The 15309-nt window shown below is 62.2% G+C and carries 17 protein-coding genes and 1 pseudogene; 7 read left to right on the top strand and 11 right to left on the bottom strand.

Annotation, left to right across the window (positions count from 1 at the left end):
- Positions 1-161 precede the first annotated feature (161 nt).
- Positions 162-896 (top strand): CPBP family intramembrane glutamic endopeptidase, encoded by a 735-nt coding sequence (locus tag BM083_RS01140; RefSeq protein ID WP_089864641.1) that lies wholly within the window; start codon positions 162-164, stop codon positions 894-896.
- A gap of 19 nt (positions 897-915) precedes the next feature.
- On the opposite strand, the gene BM083_RS01135 is transcribed toward BM083_RS01140, so the two are convergent.
- From BM083_RS01135 to BM083_RS01125, 3 genes are read right to left on the bottom strand one after another with little or no spacing between them, the layout of a single operon-like run.
- A complete protein-coding gene (locus tag BM083_RS01135; RefSeq protein ID WP_089864638.1) occupies positions 916-1146 on the bottom strand; it encodes a hypothetical protein in 231 nt (76 codons plus the stop codon).
- A 9-nt stretch (positions 1147-1155) separates the two neighbouring features.
- Complete coding sequence (locus BM083_RS01130) at positions 1156-1614, bottom strand: NOB1 family endonuclease (protein WP_009732990.1); 459 nt, start codon at positions 1612-1614, stop codon at positions 1156-1158.
- Positions 1615-1618: 4 nt separating this feature from the next.
- A complete protein-coding gene (locus BM083_RS01125) occupies positions 1619-1867 on the bottom strand; it encodes a PRC-barrel domain-containing protein (RefSeq protein WP_009732991.1) in 249 nt (82 codons plus the stop codon).
- A gap of 194 nt (positions 1868-2061) precedes the next feature.
- Between BM083_RS01125 and infB the strand changes: the two genes are divergently transcribed.
- Together infB and BM083_RS01115 are read left to right on the top strand one after the other, a co-directional pair.
- The gene (gene infB, locus BM083_RS01120) at positions 2062-3873 is read left to right on the top strand and encodes a translation initiation factor IF-2 (protein WP_009732992.1); all 1812 of its coding nucleotides are present in this window, start codon (positions 2062-2064) and stop codon (positions 3871-3873) included.
- A 108-nt stretch (positions 3874-3981) separates the two neighbouring features.
- Positions 3982-4230 carry a DUF8015 family protein gene (locus BM083_RS01115; protein WP_089868267.1) on the top strand — a complete coding sequence of 83 codons (249 nt, stop codon included), beginning with the start codon at positions 3982-3984 and terminating at the stop codon, positions 4228-4230.
- A 96-nt stretch (positions 4231-4326) separates the two neighbouring features.
- Here the strand turns inward: BM083_RS01115 and BM083_RS01110 are convergent, their stop codons facing one another.
- The 4 genes from BM083_RS01110 to BM083_RS01095 all read right to left on the bottom strand — a co-directional run bounded on the left by BM083_RS01110 (position 4327) and on the right by BM083_RS01095 (position 7454).
- Complete coding sequence (locus BM083_RS01110) at positions 4327-4710, bottom strand: DUF5811 family protein (protein WP_009732994.1); 384 nt, start codon at positions 4708-4710, stop codon at positions 4327-4329.
- 77 nt (positions 4711-4787) lie between these two features.
- The gene (locus tag BM083_RS01105; RefSeq protein ID WP_089864635.1) at positions 4788-5294 is read right to left on the bottom strand and encodes a pyruvoyl-dependent arginine decarboxylase; all 507 of its coding nucleotides are present in this window, start codon (positions 5292-5294) and stop codon (positions 4788-4790) included.
- 72 nt (positions 5295-5366) lie between these two features.
- Positions 5367-7178, bottom strand: a complete 1812-nt coding sequence (locus BM083_RS01100) for a site-2 protease family protein (RefSeq protein ID WP_089864632.1) — start codon at positions 7176-7178, stop codon at positions 5367-5369.
- Between the two features lie 66 nt (positions 7179-7244).
- The gene (locus BM083_RS01095) at positions 7245-7454 is read right to left on the bottom strand and encodes a hypothetical protein (protein ID WP_049894189.1); all 210 of its coding nucleotides are present in this window, start codon (positions 7452-7454) and stop codon (positions 7245-7247) included.
- A gap of 209 nt (positions 7455-7663) precedes the next feature.
- Between BM083_RS01095 and BM083_RS01090 the strand changes: the two genes are divergently transcribed.
- Positions 7664-8209 carry an LURP-one-related family protein gene (locus tag BM083_RS01090; protein WP_009732999.1) on the top strand — a complete coding sequence of 182 codons (546 nt, stop codon included), beginning with the start codon at positions 7664-7666 and terminating at the stop codon, positions 8207-8209.
- Between the two features lie 62 nt (positions 8210-8271).
- On the opposite strand, the gene BM083_RS01085 is transcribed toward BM083_RS01090, so the two are convergent.
- Both BM083_RS01085 and BM083_RS01075 read right to left on the bottom strand, forming a co-directional pair.
- Positions 8272-8676 (bottom strand): nuclear transport factor 2 family protein, encoded by a 405-nt coding sequence (locus tag BM083_RS01085; protein WP_089864629.1) that lies wholly within the window; start codon positions 8674-8676, stop codon positions 8272-8274.
- A gap of 585 nt (positions 8677-9261) precedes the next feature.
- A complete protein-coding gene (locus tag BM083_RS01075; protein ID WP_089864623.1) occupies positions 9262-10059 on the bottom strand; it encodes a TrmB family transcriptional regulator in 798 nt (265 codons plus the stop codon).
- Between the two features lie 248 nt (positions 10060-10307).
- Here BM083_RS01075 and BM083_RS01070 point away from each other — a divergent pair, with 248 nt between their 5' ends.
- Together BM083_RS01070 and BM083_RS24090 are read left to right on the top strand one after the other, a co-directional pair.
- Entirely contained in the window at positions 10308-11147 is an 840-nt protein-coding gene (locus BM083_RS01070) for a TrmB family transcriptional regulator (protein WP_245756811.1), read from the top strand.
- Between the two features lie 40 nt (positions 11148-11187).
- A pseudogene (locus BM083_RS24090) lies at positions 11188-11832 on the top strand (helix-turn-helix domain-containing protein); the annotation flags it as partial.
- A 114-nt stretch (positions 11833-11946) separates the two neighbouring features.
- Here the strand turns inward: BM083_RS24090 and lysS are convergent.
- Positions 11947-13635 carry a lysine--tRNA ligase gene (gene lysS, locus BM083_RS01060; protein ID WP_089864617.1) on the bottom strand — a complete coding sequence of 563 codons (1689 nt, stop codon included), beginning with the start codon at positions 13633-13635 and terminating at the stop codon, positions 11947-11949.
- Positions 13632-14351 (bottom strand): UMP kinase, encoded by a 720-nt coding sequence (pyrH, locus tag BM083_RS01055; RefSeq protein ID WP_089864614.1) that lies wholly within the window; start codon positions 14349-14351, stop codon positions 13632-13634. Before pyrH ends, lysS begins: the two co-directional genes overlap by 4 nt.
- Positions 14352-14480: 129 nt before the next feature.
- Between pyrH and BM083_RS01050 the strand changes: the two genes are divergently transcribed.
- Positions 14481-15284, top strand: a complete 804-nt coding sequence (locus BM083_RS01050; RefSeq protein WP_089864612.1) for a molybdopterin synthase — start codon at positions 14481-14483, stop codon at positions 15282-15284.
- Positions 15285-15309 lie beyond the last annotated feature (25 nt).

Genomic DNA, 15309 nt, shown 5'->3' with positions numbered 1-15309 from the left:
TCTCGAAGCGTGGACACAACCGGCGTTGTCGAACGTCTCGAAGTCGTCGAATCGTCGAAGCTTCGCGAGTCACGTCGAGCCACTTCGAGTGACGACGTCGTGTCGCGAGTCGCCGTAATCGGTGCATCTATTCGCCGTGAGCGACTATCTCCGGCGAATCAATGGGAACTGACGTCTCCGCGACCGACTTCCAGGTCCATCTTCAGACTGCCGGTGCAGTCGTCAGCATCGTCGCCGGGTCCTTGGTCGTCGCTTCACTCGCCATCACGCTCGGGTCGAGTCTACTCAGCAGTCTCGGCCTGTCGTCGACCGCCCCCGGACCTCGTGCGTTCATCAGCGCGATGCAGTTCGTCGGCTTCGCCGTCGCCATCGCGGCGTTCCTCCAACTCAGCGACGACTGGGGACTCATCCGCTGGCGACTCCCGACGCTCAGAGATATCGGTTGGATGGTCGGCGGCCTCGTCGTCCTCTTCGGCGTCCTCTTCGGACTCAGCGCGCTCATCAGTCTCCTCGGCGTCAGCACGGCCGAGAGTTCGATCGTCTCGACGGGTCGCGAGAGTCCCGCCTACCTGCTGTATCTCGTCCCCGTGACCATCTTCCTGGTCGGGCCGACGGAGGAACTCATCTTCCGCGGCATCGTCCAAGGGACGATTCGACGCGCCTACGGTCCCGTCGTCGGCGTCGTCGGCGCGAGTCTCGTCTTCGCCTCTATCCACCTGCCCTCGCTGCTCGGCGACGGCCAGTTCACGACGCTCGCCATCATCTTCACGCTGGGCGCACTGCTCGGCGTGCTCTACGAACTGACGGACAACATCCTCGTCCCCATCGTCGTCCACGGTCTGTTCAACGCGGTGCAGTTCGTCGTGCAGTACGCGACACAGACCGGGATGCTCTGAAAGGGAGTCGAGCGCCGCTCTACTGTCGACGTTTCGACTGATAAATCTGGTACCAGCCCCACACGAGACACGCTAGTCCGACGACGGAGAACACGCCGTCGACCAGTCCCGGCAGCGAGACGACGTACGGGATGCCGACGAGGACCATCCCGACACCGGCGACTCGCCACCCCAGTACGGGGTCGTCGCTGTCAGCCGTATCGACGGTGTCTGTGGCGTCGGTCTGTGTGTGACCCTCGTCAGTGCTCATCGTGGATTGTCAGGCGGGGTTCTTCCGCGAGAGGTCGCTCCCGCAGATGGGACAGCGGTCTTTCTGTTCGTCGAACTCGCGACCACAGCCAGCACACTGGAACGTCCAGTTGCGCTGTTCGCTGATGCCGTCCTGTGCGATGGCTTCGACGGTGACGCCCAGGTGGTCCGCGACGTTCTGCATCGCGTAGTCGTCGGTGACGAGCGTGCCCGAGAGTTCGAAGGCGGCGGCGATGAGGCGCGTGTCGGTGTCCGAGAGGACGTCGGCGTCGCCCGTCTCGCCGGCGGCGCGGGTGACCTTCTCGACGGTTCCCTCGGCGGGGATGTGAATGTGCATCCCGGCGCCCTCCATCGCGTCGAAGCGGAAGGCGTGTTCGCCTTCGAGTTCCGATTGGACCATCGGAATAGACGCTGTCTGGTTGTCGGTGTGGTACTCGTGAATGAACGCGGAAGAATCGAGAACGTGCATCAACCTAGCGCTGAACGACAATGTAGTCTTTGACTGCCTGGACGCGACCGACGGGCACGCGGAGGTGTCCGTCTTCGTCCGTATCGTACGACGACTGACTCGGAGCGAGGTCGCCCTCGTGTGGTTCGACCACGAGGTCGTGGAGTTCGCCCGACTTGAGGTTCATCGTGATGTTGTACAACATCCCCAGTTCCGTGCCGTCAGAGCCCATGACGGCCTTGCCGGAGAGGTTTTCGGCGAGTATGTCGGCCATGCATCGGTATTCGTGTGACGTTACATAAACGCCACGGGGACCGTCTGACACGTGGCTCACCCCGTCGGCCCGTGCAGAACTGTGCTTGGTGCGCGGCAACTGAACGTGCCAACGAGACGCTCCGCCGAGTTGAAAGACTTAACTACAATCCACCGCTCAACTCACACAAGAACACTTCTACCGGGTGATTTTGGATGTCGGACTCAGACACAACAGATACACACAGCCAGACGGGAACGCTACGGACGCCGATCGTCGCCGTCCTCGGACACGTCGACCACGGGAAGACCACACTGCTCGACAAGATTCGTGGGTCGGCCGTGAGCGACGGTGAGGCCGGAGCGATCACGCAACACATCGGTGCAACGGCGGTGCCGCTCGACACTGTCTCGCAGATGGCGGGCAGCCTCGTCGACCCCACCGACTTCGACCTACCGGGACTGCTCTTCATCGACACGCCGGGCCACCACTCGTTCACGACGCTTCGGTCGCGCGGCGGCGCACTCGCGGACATCGCCGTCCTCGTCGTCGACGTCAACGACGGCTTCCAACCGCAGACGCTGGAGGCCATCGATATTCTCAAGCGGACGGGCACGCCGTTCATCGTCGCCGCCAACAAGATAGACACGACACCGGGGTGGAACCCACAGGACGGGTCGCCCATCCAGCAGACCTACGACGCACAGAGCAAGCAGGCGCGCCAACGCCTCGACGAGAACCTCTACGAGATCATCGGCCACCTCTCGGACAACGGCTTCTCTGCGGACCTCTACTGGCGCGTCCAGAACTTCACGAAGAACATCGGCGTCGTCCCCCTCTCGGCGATGACCGGCGAGGGGATTCCGGACCTTCTCGCAGTTCTCATGGGCCTCTCCCAGCGCTACATGAAAGAGGAGATGGAGATAGACGTGACCGGTCCCGGGAAGGGGACGGTCCTCGAAGTGAAGGAGGAACGCGGCTTCGGCGCGACGCTCGACGTCGTCCTCTTCGACGGCACCGTGAGCGAGGACGAGACCATCGTCGTCGGCGGCGCGAACGGTCCCATCGTGACGGAGGTTCGGGCGCTCCTCCAACCGCGACCGAACGCCGAGATTCGAACCGAGAAGCGCTTCGACCGAGTCGACTCGGTGTCGGCGGCGACGGGTATCAAAATCGCCGCACCGGACCTCGAACACGCGATGGCCGGCGCGCCGGTCCGTGTCGTTCGCGACCAAGACGTCGACGACGTCGTCGCGGAGGTCGAAGCCGAACTCGCCGGCATCGAAGTCGAGACGGAAGAACAGGGCGTCGTCGTCAAAGCCGACACCCTCGGGTCGCTGGAGGCGATGGCAAATGCGTTGAAGGAGGCCGAAGTACCCATCCTCCGCGCAGAGGTCGGCGACGTCGCCCCACGCGACGTCTCCATCGCGGGCACCGCTCGCGAGGACGAACACAAGGTCATCCTCGGCTTCAACGTTGACGTGCTTCCGGACGCCAAAGAGGACATAGAGGAGTCCGACGTCCGCCTGTTCAAACACGACGTCATCTACCAACTCATCGACGACTACGACGAGTTCGTCACGGAGCGCAAACGCGCCCAACAGGAGACGGTGCTCGACAAAATCGTCCGCCCGTGTCGCTTCCGCATCCTCGAAGACCACGTCTTCCGGCAGAACAACCCGGCCGTCGTCGGCGTCGAGGTGCTCGCAGGCACCATCAAGAACAACCAGTACGTCGTCAAGTGGGAGGGCAACGAACCGAAACGCGTCGGCCAACTCAACGGGATTCAAGAGCAGGGCGACGACGTGAAGGAAGCCCGTGCCGGCAAGCGCGTCAGCGTCGCCATCGACGGTCCGACGGTCGGTCGCCAAATCGAGGAGGGCGACGAACTCTGGATAGACCTCCCCGAGAAACACGCGAAGATTCTCGAACAGGAGCTATCGGGCGAGATTCCGGGTGACGAACTCGAAGCGCTCCAGAGCTACCTCGACAAACATCGGCGTCGTGACCCCTTCTGGGGGAAGTAAGCGAGCGTTCAGGAGACAGTCGGCGTGGCACGGCGACGCACTGCTTGTAAATACGGCGATAACCCCTTTTAACCGTCCGGGAGTCCGCTCCGAGTGGAGGACTCACAGATGAGCGTGCGGGACGCGTTCTCGGCCGGTCGCACAGACCCAGAAACCGTCTCGCGGTACGACCTCATGCTGGCGGTACTCCCGGTGCCGGTCGTTCTCGGCGCTGTGGGAGGGCTGCTGACGTCGGTGCCGACAGCCCTCGGTGCCGGTGCCGGTGGACTCCCGTCCGCACTCGTCGTCGGGTACGGTCTCTTCGTCGACGCGCCGGAGACAGTCGAGTCTCCGAGGCGTGACGAGACAGAGACGTAACGACGACGGCACCTTTCGGAGAAGGACTACGCCCAGAGACAGCGACTGCGCTGTCTATCGATGTTGCGTCGGAACGAACGCACGAGAACGGGGTCGTTACCGAGCGGTCTGAGAGACGCCGTCGCCGACGGCGTTCATGACCTGCAGTGCCGCGCTGGCGGCGAGACCACGAGCGACCTCGCGTCGGTCGTCGTCGTCGAGTCCGGATTCGAGGTCTTCGAGGTCCGGCGTGAACCCGGCGCTGACGGGGTGTCCCGCCGGGGGGTGGACCGCGACGGTGGCCTGCGGTCCGTTCGAGCCATAGGAGAGTTCAGAGCCGATGGCGTAGCTATCCGGGAGATAGGTACGAGTTTGCGCGACGATACCGGCGACCGCGCGTCGGAGCATCCGTTTTTGGTCGGGTGTGAGTTCGACGTCTTGCGACGGCTGACCGGCATCGACGACGCCGGGTGCACCCGCGTACGGATTGTTTCCATTCATAAGGAGATGCTACCTGCCATAAGTGAACACGGAGTATAAAGCCGTCGGAGCATACGGAAATCGCCGCTGTTTTCGGCTCAGAGAATCGGTTCGCTACGGCCGTACGCGGCGATTGTGAGCACCGTCGTGTAGCCGTCGCCGTCGCAGTCCGCCGTCGTCACGACCACTTGCTCGTCGTCGAACGTCCACTCGCGAAGGTCGCGGCCTGCATCGAGTCCTGCCCGGACTGTTTCCTCGACGGCTTCGGGGTCGGTGCCGCTGGCCTCGTAGAACAGTCCCGCACCCTCGCCGGTCGTCCAGCCGAGACCCGCGCTGACGGTCTCTTCTTCCCTCGTCGTCGCTCGTGCCTCGACGACAGTCAAGCGGTTGCCCGCGGGACCGAGGTCCGGGGCGGTGTCGACTGGTTCGACCGTCGCGTCGGCCGGAATCACCGAGGAGACGGCGACGAGGTTGTAGTTGTGGATGTTGGCGTCGGCGAGTGCGGCGTCGTAGGAGGCCATCGCCGTCGGTGCGGTGGCCGACCCGGTGACGACGTAGATGGTGCCGGCAGTTTCAGCAGTCCCAGCAGTTCCAGAGGTGCCCATTACCGAAGAAGCGTGATGCGGAAAAGAAGCAGTTACGGATTCAGTTCACTCGACGCGTTCGATTCGCTCGATTCAGGCCAACAGTTGCGGGCCGAACACCATCAAGACGAGCGCCGCGAGCATCGTCACGCCGATGGAGGTGGTGATGGTGCGCACGACGGGGTACGGGTCACTGATGGGCAGTCGAGAGACGATTGCCTCCACGCTGGTCCGCATGATGCGGCCACCGTCGAGCGGGTAGCCGGGGATACAGTTGAACAGACCGAGTTGGAGGTTGATCCACGCCGTCCAGAACAGCAGGTTCGCGGCGAGGAACACGCCGCCGCCGAGGAACGAGAGCGGCCCCTCGACGACGAAGAAGTTCATCACTTCGGGCGTGAAGCCGGGGAAGTTGTAGGGGAGGCCGAAGACGCTCGCCAGTGGCAGGATGAGCGCGACGAACGCGAGACCGCGGAAGGTGTCTATCGTCGACGAGAGCGGTCCGCTGAGCGCGTTCGCGTCGGCGTCACCGCCGAGGAGTGCGAGGTACGTCGACGCGGGGTAGCTCTGAATACCGAGGTCGGTTACGGAGAGACCACTGGTCCCGGAGAAGAGGTTCACACCGAGGAACGCCTCGTCGAGGTCGGAGTCGAACGTCAGCGTGTACGACCGCATCTGACCGTCGACGTAGGCGTCGACGTCGACGGTGTCACCGCCGCTGTAGCCATCGAGGACGCGGCTTAGGTCGTCTGCGGAGGTGATGCGTTCACCGCCGATGTTGGTGATGATGAAACTCTCGTTGGGGTCGTCGCCGTTCTGTTCCATCGCGTCGTACATCGGTCGACCCTCTTGGGTTCCGGTGACGTACGCACCGACCGGGACGACTCGCTCGCCGCGCGAGGTGTCGAGACGTGCGAACGTGTCGTTACCGACTGCCTCGCGGAACTCGGCCTGCGTCGAGACGGCGGTTCCGTTGACGGCGCGAATCTCGATCGGGTCTTGGCCCTGCTGGAGTGTGAGGTTCGCCGGGTTGCCGCCAATGGTGCCGACGACGACGAGCGAGCGTTCGACGGACACCTCGCGGGTGTCGCCGTCGGAGCCAGCGACCGAGAGTTGGACCGATTCGCCCTCGCTCGTGTCCCACGCCGTGTCGAACGTCGACTGGTTCTCGACCGACTGGCCGGCGACGCCGACGATGCGATCACCGCCGCCGATTCCGGCTTGGCTCGCTGGCGACCCGTCGTACGACCCGGCAACTGCGACGCCGGGGGCGACGCCGATTGCGCCGACGACCGGACCGAACAGGAGTGCGAAGGCGATGATGGTGACGACGAAGTTGTTCGTCACGCCGGCCGCAAACATCCGAGTCCGAGCGCCGCGGTTCGTCTTCCGCTGACTCTCTTCGTTCGGTTCGACGAACGCCCCGATGGGGAGAATCGTGAGGAGGACGACACCCATCGACTCGATGTCGATGTCTTCGACACGACAGAGCAGGCCGTGACCGCCCTCGTGGACGACGAGGCCGACGAGCAGGCCGAAGACGATTTCTGGAGCCATCGACAGCGGGAGGAAATCGTTGACGCCGGGGATGACGAGGAAGTTCCGGGGTTGGTTGATGGCGGTCGGTTGTGGGCTCTGGACGGTCTGGATGGCTGCCTGGAGGAACAGGAAGAACGACCCGACCATGACGACGAGCGCGACGCCGACACCGACGTTACTCCACGCGCGCCAGAAGCGTTTCGGTCGGGCGAGCCAGTTGAGGAAGGCGCGGCCGCGTTTCGTGTGGATCGTCGTGAGCGGTCCCTGAATACGGACAGAGTCGGGAATCAGGCCACGAGACTGCAGCGAGACTGCGACGACTGAGTACAGGAGGACACCGGCGAGTACCCAGAGCAGCGGATTCATTGGCCGAGTGGAGGGGACGACGCGCAAAAGGCATTCGGGTTACGCGGGGGGTTCCCCGAAGCGTGGCTATCGACCGAGCATCGCCGGTTCGTCTCGGATTTCGATCGTTACCATCTCTCTGTCGTCACGTCGACGGCGGCGACGACGGCGGACGACTGCAGCAGCCGTGAGTACGGCACCACCGGCGAGAAGATATCGACCGAGTCGACGACCGCCGGTGGTCTCGGCGTCTACTTCCTCGTCCGCTGGCTGCCCGATGTGGTGAGTGAGTTGCATAAAGGTCTCCTGGTCGGTTCTCGCGCTTCGTGGCGGCGCGTGGTTCGACCCGCCCTGTCTGGCCCGATTCGACCTAGACAGGCGTAGTAAGGAGTATGGCGATATAAAACTATAGACGTTCTTCGTTAGGTTCGGCACGACCGTTCGAACGAGGCGACTGACCTCGTGCCCAAAGCATCTTTGTCCGACTGTCTGGTAATCAGAACCGTATGTTCGACGCGAGCCGGTACGAGGTCCGACAGAAACTCCGCATCGGCAACAAGTACAACGTCTACGAAGGAGACGAGAACATCCTCGAATCCGCACAGAAGAAGTTCCGCTTGAAGGAGGACTTCCGCTTCAACGACCCCGAGACGGGTGAAGAGCGGTTCCGCGTCAAAGCCGACAGCGTCCTCGACGTCGCCGCCAGTTACGACATCGTCGACAGTCGAACCGGCGACCGAATCGGCTCCGTCAAACGAAGCGTCAAGTCGTTCTTCAAACACGAGTACGCACTCGTCGACGCGAGCGGGTCTGTCGTCGCGACGGTCAAAGAAGACGGGTGGCTCCGCGCGATTCTCCGCCGAAATCTCACGACGCTCATCCCCTTCTCCTACGACATCGAGGGGCCGAGCGGCGAGCACTTCGGCGACGTCTCCGAGAAGTTCACGCCCGTCCGCGACAAGTACACCATCGACCTGTCGGGCGACGGGCAGTTGGACCCCCGACTGGTCGTCATCGGAACCGTCGTCATCGACGCAATCGAGGAGAACTGAGCGCGGAAGCTGTCGGCGTCTGTCGCGTCGGTGAGAACGAGTGAGTCGTGATTGAAGCTCGACTACGGTTCGAGTACCTGCTGCAAGAGCGCCGTGTCCATGTAGTTGGTGAACTTCCGGAGCTTTCCGTTGTGTAACTCACAGAGGTGCACGAACGGCACTTCGAACGACGTGCCGTCCAGCGTCGTCCCCACCATCGTTCCTTCGGCGACGACGATGTCGCCCGCGTCGATGTACCGTGCTGGCGTCACCGTGAACGTCTCGTACGCCTCGTCGAGCGGCGCAAACACCCTCGACATGACCGCAGCGGGGCCACGATAGGTCCCGGCCGAGAGCGGGTCGCCCTCGGGTTCGACCCAGGTGACGTCGTCGGCCATCCCCGCGAGGACGTCGTCGACGTCGCCGCGGTTGAACGCATCGTACATCTCCTCGACCATCTCGACGTTGCGCTTCGCGGTTGCTGCCATCGCGTTCGTCTAGACGCGTCAAGAGGAGATAGCCGCTCGCTCTGGGGGTTGAAACGACTGTCGGAGTCACGTACGAACGGGTCAGTTCTGTGACGGAACACACAGCCCGAAACGACATGTTCGGACTCAGTTAATGAGCGAGGTCGGGAGGTGAATAGGGCCGTCTGTGGGTGCCGGAATCGTGAGCCGGTCGCTGATGACGGACGACTCCACACCGATGACACTCTCCGGCCTATCTTTCAGTCTCTGAGCCGGTTATGTCGGAGTGGGGTTGTTGCCCACGTTTGACATCGATGTTGACGATTTCGACTTCTACGTCGTTGATTTCGCCGTCAAACATGAGGACCCACCCTCCTTGGACGGACAGTCCGTTCTGTTGCGCTTCTCGGACAACTTCGCGAAGGGTAGTGCGAAAGGCTGTTTCGGAGTCGATCTGTGCAGCGTTCATGAGTGACAGAGGAGCGTTCTCTGTGTTCTGATTCCAGTTGCTCGCATATGGTATCTGAGAGCAAACAGGTATTCACTCCTAATAGTCGTTTGTGACTATCCGAGTGACAGCTCGGTCAGTTTCTGGACAGACTTCCGTCACCAACGCCCGCTCTCGGACTCCAACCACGAGCGAACCACTGGTTCGAATGTGGCGACCAACATGTTCCCCTTGCCACGGCCCCACATTCCGGACTTCTTCGTTAGGTCGGTTTCGTTGGGGACAGTTACGAGTACGGTCGTATGGTCTACGACGAGTATCGAGTCGATTTCTGACTCGTCCCAAATTCCTGGAGAAGAGTTCAACACCACACAAGAGAGGGTACTAGTGACTTGTTCGCGGGATTCGTCACCGAGTCCCCCCAGAAAGACGTCTACCCCGCGTTCGGCCGCCGCTTGAAGGTGGTTCGGAACCAAATCGGGGAGGCTACCGCTGACGCTCACGTAGACGATATCTTTGTCCGCGGACTGAATCAACTGTGTCGTCCGGTCCAGAACAGCATCCTCACCGTTGAGGATAGAGAGCGCATCGATTTTCTCGTCTCTGGAGAACGAAGGAAGTTCGGAGAGAATCGTAGAGAGGCGTGTGATTGACTGTTCGTACTCTCGCTGAAATCTCCGCTTTGTTGCCTCTTTCGAGACGGGAGCGTACTGTCGCGGACTCGTATAACGGACTTCGACCAGTCCCAACTGCTGTAGTTCCTCCATGACGTCGTACACCTTCGTCCGCGGTACCGACGACGCCTCGCTGACCTCCCGTGCAGTTCCGCTACCGAGTTGATGCAGTGCCAAGAACGTCCGTGCAGCATACTGGGTCAATCCGAGCTTTTCCAACAAGGAAACTCCTTCATCCAGAGAAGCGGGGGTGACGTTCTCGTGAGGGTCGGTGTCTGTCATGTGTTCGGTGACTCTGCGCAGTTGTCTCGGGGCGAAGGAGTGCTTCTCCCGGAGTCAAGACGTGTACCCTTTGGCTGCCCGGTATTTGGAATTTGTGATTATTCGAGTAACAACAGGCAGGTATCTGCTCGTGTGGAGGTCGTCGTCACTAGAGTCGTGACAAACCTGAAAGCCTAAACCCGTAGGGCGTCATTGGACGAATATGAACACTTCGCAGAAAAGAGAGTTATCGCGGTCAATACTCTCTGATGGCGAAGATTTCGGTCCCGGAGCACCATCTCATGGGTGAGGAGCGTGCCGACGACGGTGACGAGGCAGTCGAGTTGCTCAAGCAGTTAGGTCTCAAAGAGTATGAAGCGAGAGCGTTCGTTGCGCTGACAAGACTTCCTGAAGGGACCGCACGAGAGGTGAGCGAGTGGGGAGAGATACCCTGTCCCCGCGTCTACGACGCGATGGACGTTCTCGAGTCGAGAGGGCTGATCGAAACGCGGCATACCTCTCCACAGAAATTTCGAGCGATCGCAGCCGAGGAAGCTATCCAAACGCTCCGAAAACAGTACGACTCACGGTTCGACAAACTCGGTGACGCACTCGGTACCGTCAAAACGATACCACAAACCGCAGAACAGTCGACACAGGAAGTCTGGACAGTCGAGGGCCGAGAGGCAGTATCGAGCCGAACGCTCTCTGTCGTTGGAACTGCCGACGAGGAGGTCGTGCTCTTGGTTGCTGACGAAGAGACTCTCACCAGAGAGCTAATGGACGTCCTGGCTGAGGCAACGGCACGTGGAGTCGAAGTGTTCGTCGGGGTACTAGACGAAACAGTTCAGAGACAGTTCGAGGAGCAAGTCCCGCAGGCACAGGTGTTCAAGTCCGGACTGAGTTGGTTACAAAATCACGGGGACAGCGAGACCCGAATCGGACGCTTCCTTCTCGCCGACCGGAACGTGTTGTTGGTGAGTTCGCTCGGTCCCTCCGGCAGTCCGAAGCCTGAGTCTGCAATCTGGGCAGAAGGACTCACGAACGGGCTAGTCGTAATCGCTCGACGACTGCTGCAGGCTGGACTCGACGAGCAAACGCCGAAGTAGGCAGACCGAACAATGGCTGCAATACTAACAGTTCAGGTGCCAACAGAGGAGTTTGTTCTCAGGAAAACCTTCAGCGCATCCAGAGACCACTGTTCAACTAGAGCGTCTCGTCCCGATTGACGATGGAAGATTTCCATACATTTGGATTACGGCCGATGATATCGACGCCATCGCGCGAACGCTTCGGTCGGAACCTGGCATCGAAACAGTCGAGTTGCTCGCGACAGTCGGGACCGAAGCCCTCGTTCGCCTCGTCTGGAAGGAGGAAGCTGACGGTCTCACCGAGGCTATCTTGACCGCCGATAGTACAATACTCGAAGCGATTGGAACTGCAACCCAGTGGCAGCTTACACTTCGATTCCCCGGCCACAGCCAACTCTCGGCGTTTCATCAGCGACGTATCGACCGCAGAACCGATCTCTCGGTTCGAAGCGTCCAGAACTCTGCCACGTGGTGCAGCGGAGAGGATCAGTCAGCGGTCACCGACGCCCAGCGTGAAGCATTGTACGAGGCCTTCAGACTCGGCTACTTCGACATCCCTCGTAAGACGACGTTAGCAGAGTTGGAACAGCGTTCGGGCGTTTCGTCTCAAGCGATGTCAGAGCGACTCCGACGTGGCCTCGGAACACTGCTGACAGAGTCGCTCTCCACTAGTGAGACGCCAGAGTCGCACTCGTCTCGTTGACACTGTCGCTCCTCTGAAAGGCAGGGTTGAAATTATTTCTCTCTCTTCGAGAACAGAAGGCAGGTTTCGACTCGCGTCTGCATCGGGAGCGCGTACTCAGATGTCTCTCTCGAGTCACTCCTCGCGGCGCAGTCGCTTCACCACGAACGTGGCGTCGAGTTCGCCGAGGAAGGTTCCCAAGCGAGGGCCCTGCGTCGCGTCGAAGAAGAGACGGTAACCGGCTTGGAAGAAGTCACCCGTCTCGACGTCGTTGCGCTTGGCCGTCTCGTAGATTTCGCCCTGGATCTCCTCGCCAGAGTGACCCTCTTCGACGAAGTCGGCGAGTTCCGCGAGCGCCGTCTCGACGTCGTCGTCGAAGTCGGTCTCGGGCATCGCTACCTGCAGGCGGTAGTTGTACTCGTTGTCGAGGCGTTCGGCCCAGTTACGGGCCTTCTCGACGCGCTTCATCGCCTCCTCGATGGCCCACTCGGGCGTGTCGTCGGTGATGTGACCCTCGTTGCGCGCCATCTGCTCGCGCAGGTCCTCGTCGTCGGTCATACCCAAGACGGCCGCGAAGGTGTAGGGGAGACGGACGCGGTTCTCGCGAACCTCGTCGACGGTGAACGGGTAGGCTCGGTCGGCGAGCGCCGCCAGACTCTCGTCGTCGACGTCGTCGAAGTAGATACCCTCGAAGCGGTCGAACTCGTCGACGAGTTGGTCCAGACGCGAGATGTCGAAGTCCTTCGCCTTCATCGGGTTACGGACGAAGAAGTAGCGGAGGACTTCGGGTTCTAAGAGTTCCAGCACCTCGTGGACGGTGACGACGTTGCCGGACGACGAGGAGAGCGCCTCGCCGTTGAGTGTAAACCACTCGTACGTCATCGGCACCGGTGGCTGAATGTGCAGGAAGTTCTCGGCGATGTCCTTGCCCGAGGGCCACGACCCCTCGGCGTGGTCCTTACCGAACGGTTCGAAGTCGACACCGAGCGCCTGCCACTGGCCGGGCCACTCGAATCGCCACGGCAGTTTCCCCTCGCGGAACGTCGCCGTCCCCTCGTGGCCACAGCCGTCTATCTGCTGGCCGCCGGCTTCGAGGCCCTCACAGACGTAGTCGACGGTTTCTGACTCGACGTCGACGCCCGTGATGTTCGTCGTCAGGACGCCGCACGACGAACATTGCGCTTGGAACGGGACGTAGTCGTCGTCTATCTTGTCTTGGTACTGCGAGAGAATCTTCCGCGCCTCGTCTCGGTGTTCGAGGACGTACTTCACGACGTCGTCGAACGTGCCGTCGGCGTAGAGGTCGGTGTTCGACAGCATGTCGACGGGAACGTCGAGCATCTCGGCGCTCTGGTGCAAGAGGTCGGTGAAGTGGGCCCCGTAGGAGTCGTGGTCGTCGAACGGGTCCGGAATGTCGGTGTAGGGCTTGCCCAGATTTCGACCGAGTGCACCGGCGTTCACCTCGCCGAGGCCGACGATGTTCCAGTCGGAGTCGGCGAGTTGGCGGGGGACCTTCCGGAGCGCGTCTTTGTCGTCGCTCGTGAAGACCTGTCGGACCTCGTGACCGCGCTCGCGCAGCACTTCGGCGACGAAGAAGCCGCGGAGAATCTCGTTGAAGTGGCCGAGGTGCGGGATGCCGGAGGGAGAGACGCCGCCCTTGATGACGATGGGTTCGTCGGGGTCTCGCTCCTCGATACGGTCGGCCATCTCGTCGGCCCAGAAGACGCGGTGGTTCTCGCCGTCCTCGTCGGGGTCGACGGTGTCGGCACCGGTCGTCTGTGCACGGTTCACGTCGGTCGACTTCGGACTGTCGTCCGCACTCATCGTTGTGCCCAGTAACTCGGTTCGCCGCTGCTTCCTTCGGGGATGACGTCGGTGCCGTCGTGGTCGCCGTGGAGCACCGCCGCCTCGACGCGGTCGGGGTCGTTACCGTCGAGGACGATGGTGCGCATCCCCGCGCGTTCGATGAGTTTCGTCGCCAGCAGGTCGACCGGTGCCGAGGACCCCGCATCGCGACTCATCGGCGCGACGATGTCGACCAGTTCGGAGGGCGTCATCTCGTCGAACTTCACGGCGTCGGGGTTCGTCTTCGGGTCAGAGTCGTAGACGCCGTTGGCGCTCGTCGCGTAGACGAGCAGGTCGGCGCTGACGTACTCGGCGAGTGCGGCGGCGACGGCGTCCGTCGTCTGCCCGGGCATGACGCCGCCCATCACGCTGATGTCGCCACGACGGATGGAGTCGCCCGCCGCCTCGTAGTTCTCTGCGACTTTCGGGTCGACACCCGGTCCGAGGGCGGCGATGAGCAGACGCGCGTTGATACGCGTCACGTCGATGCCGATCTGGTCCAGTTGGACCTCGTTGGCACCGAGTTCACGGGCCGCTCCGATGTACTCGCGGGCTACCCCACCGCCGCCGACGACGACGCCGAGTTCGCATCCTTCTCGCGCGAGCGACTCGACGACGGCCGCGTGCCCTTCGACACGACACGGGTCGAGTTCCGGCGCGAGCACACTGCCGCCGATAGAAATCACGACTCTCATTGCAGCGGAATTGCCCGGTTTCGGGCTTAAGAGTTATCAAGTCGAAGACGGCCGTGTGTGTAGTTCACAGGCGACGAGCAGCGACAGGCCGAAGCAACACTAAAGCCTCTCCGTCGCCGCGTTCGACACATGCAACTGCTCTCGCTCGTCGGTCCCGCGGCCGACAGTCTCGCCGAGCGACTGGCCCCCCGTCTCGACGGACGCGTCGCGACGGTCGAACGACTCCCGAACCGGGAGGGTGGAACCGACACCGACGGCGTCGACGGCGCGTTCGGTCTCGCAGACGACGGCGCGTGGGTCGGCGCGGGCGACGACCGCTCGCTCACCGACCTGCTCGACGCACTCGCGCCCGAGTACGACTACGCGCTCCTCTCGGGGTTCCCCGAGGCGCGCGCGCCGACCGTCGTCGTCGGTGACCAGTCGACCAAGGTCCGTGGCGAAGTAGTCGAGACTGTCGAAACCGTCGACGACATCGACGCCGACGGCCTCGAGACGCTCACCCGCCACGCCGACGACGGCGAACCGTACATCACGCTCGACACGCTCGTCGAGCAGGTCAAGCAGTCACCCCGGGCCGAGCGCGCGGGAGCCATCGCGACGTTCACCGGCCGCGTGCGGGCGAAAGACGGCGACGACGACTCGCGAACGACGCATCTCGCCTTCGAGAAGTACGCGGGCGTGGCCGAAGACCGGATGGCGACTATCTCCGAGGAACTGACCACGCGCGAAGGCGTCGAGGAAGTCGTCATGCACCACCGGACCGGCGTCATCGAAGACGGCGAGGATATCGTCTTCGTCGTCGTGCTGGCGGGCCACCGCACCGAGTCGTTCCGGGCGGTCGAAGACGGCATCAACCGGCTGAAAGACGAGGTGCCGATATTCAAGAAGGAGACGACCGTCGACGAAGAGTTCTGGGTCCACGACCGGCAGTGAGTGCCGGTACCACGGTAGACGACGG

Origin of the sequence: Halogranum rubrum (assembly GCF_900114455.1) — an archaeon.
Taxonomy (GTDB): Archaea; Halobacteriota; Halobacteria; order Halobacteriales; family Haloferacaceae; genus Halogranum; species Halogranum rubrum.
Note: the sequence above shows the minus strand (reverse complement) of the source record. Positions and strands in the feature narration are given on the sequence as shown.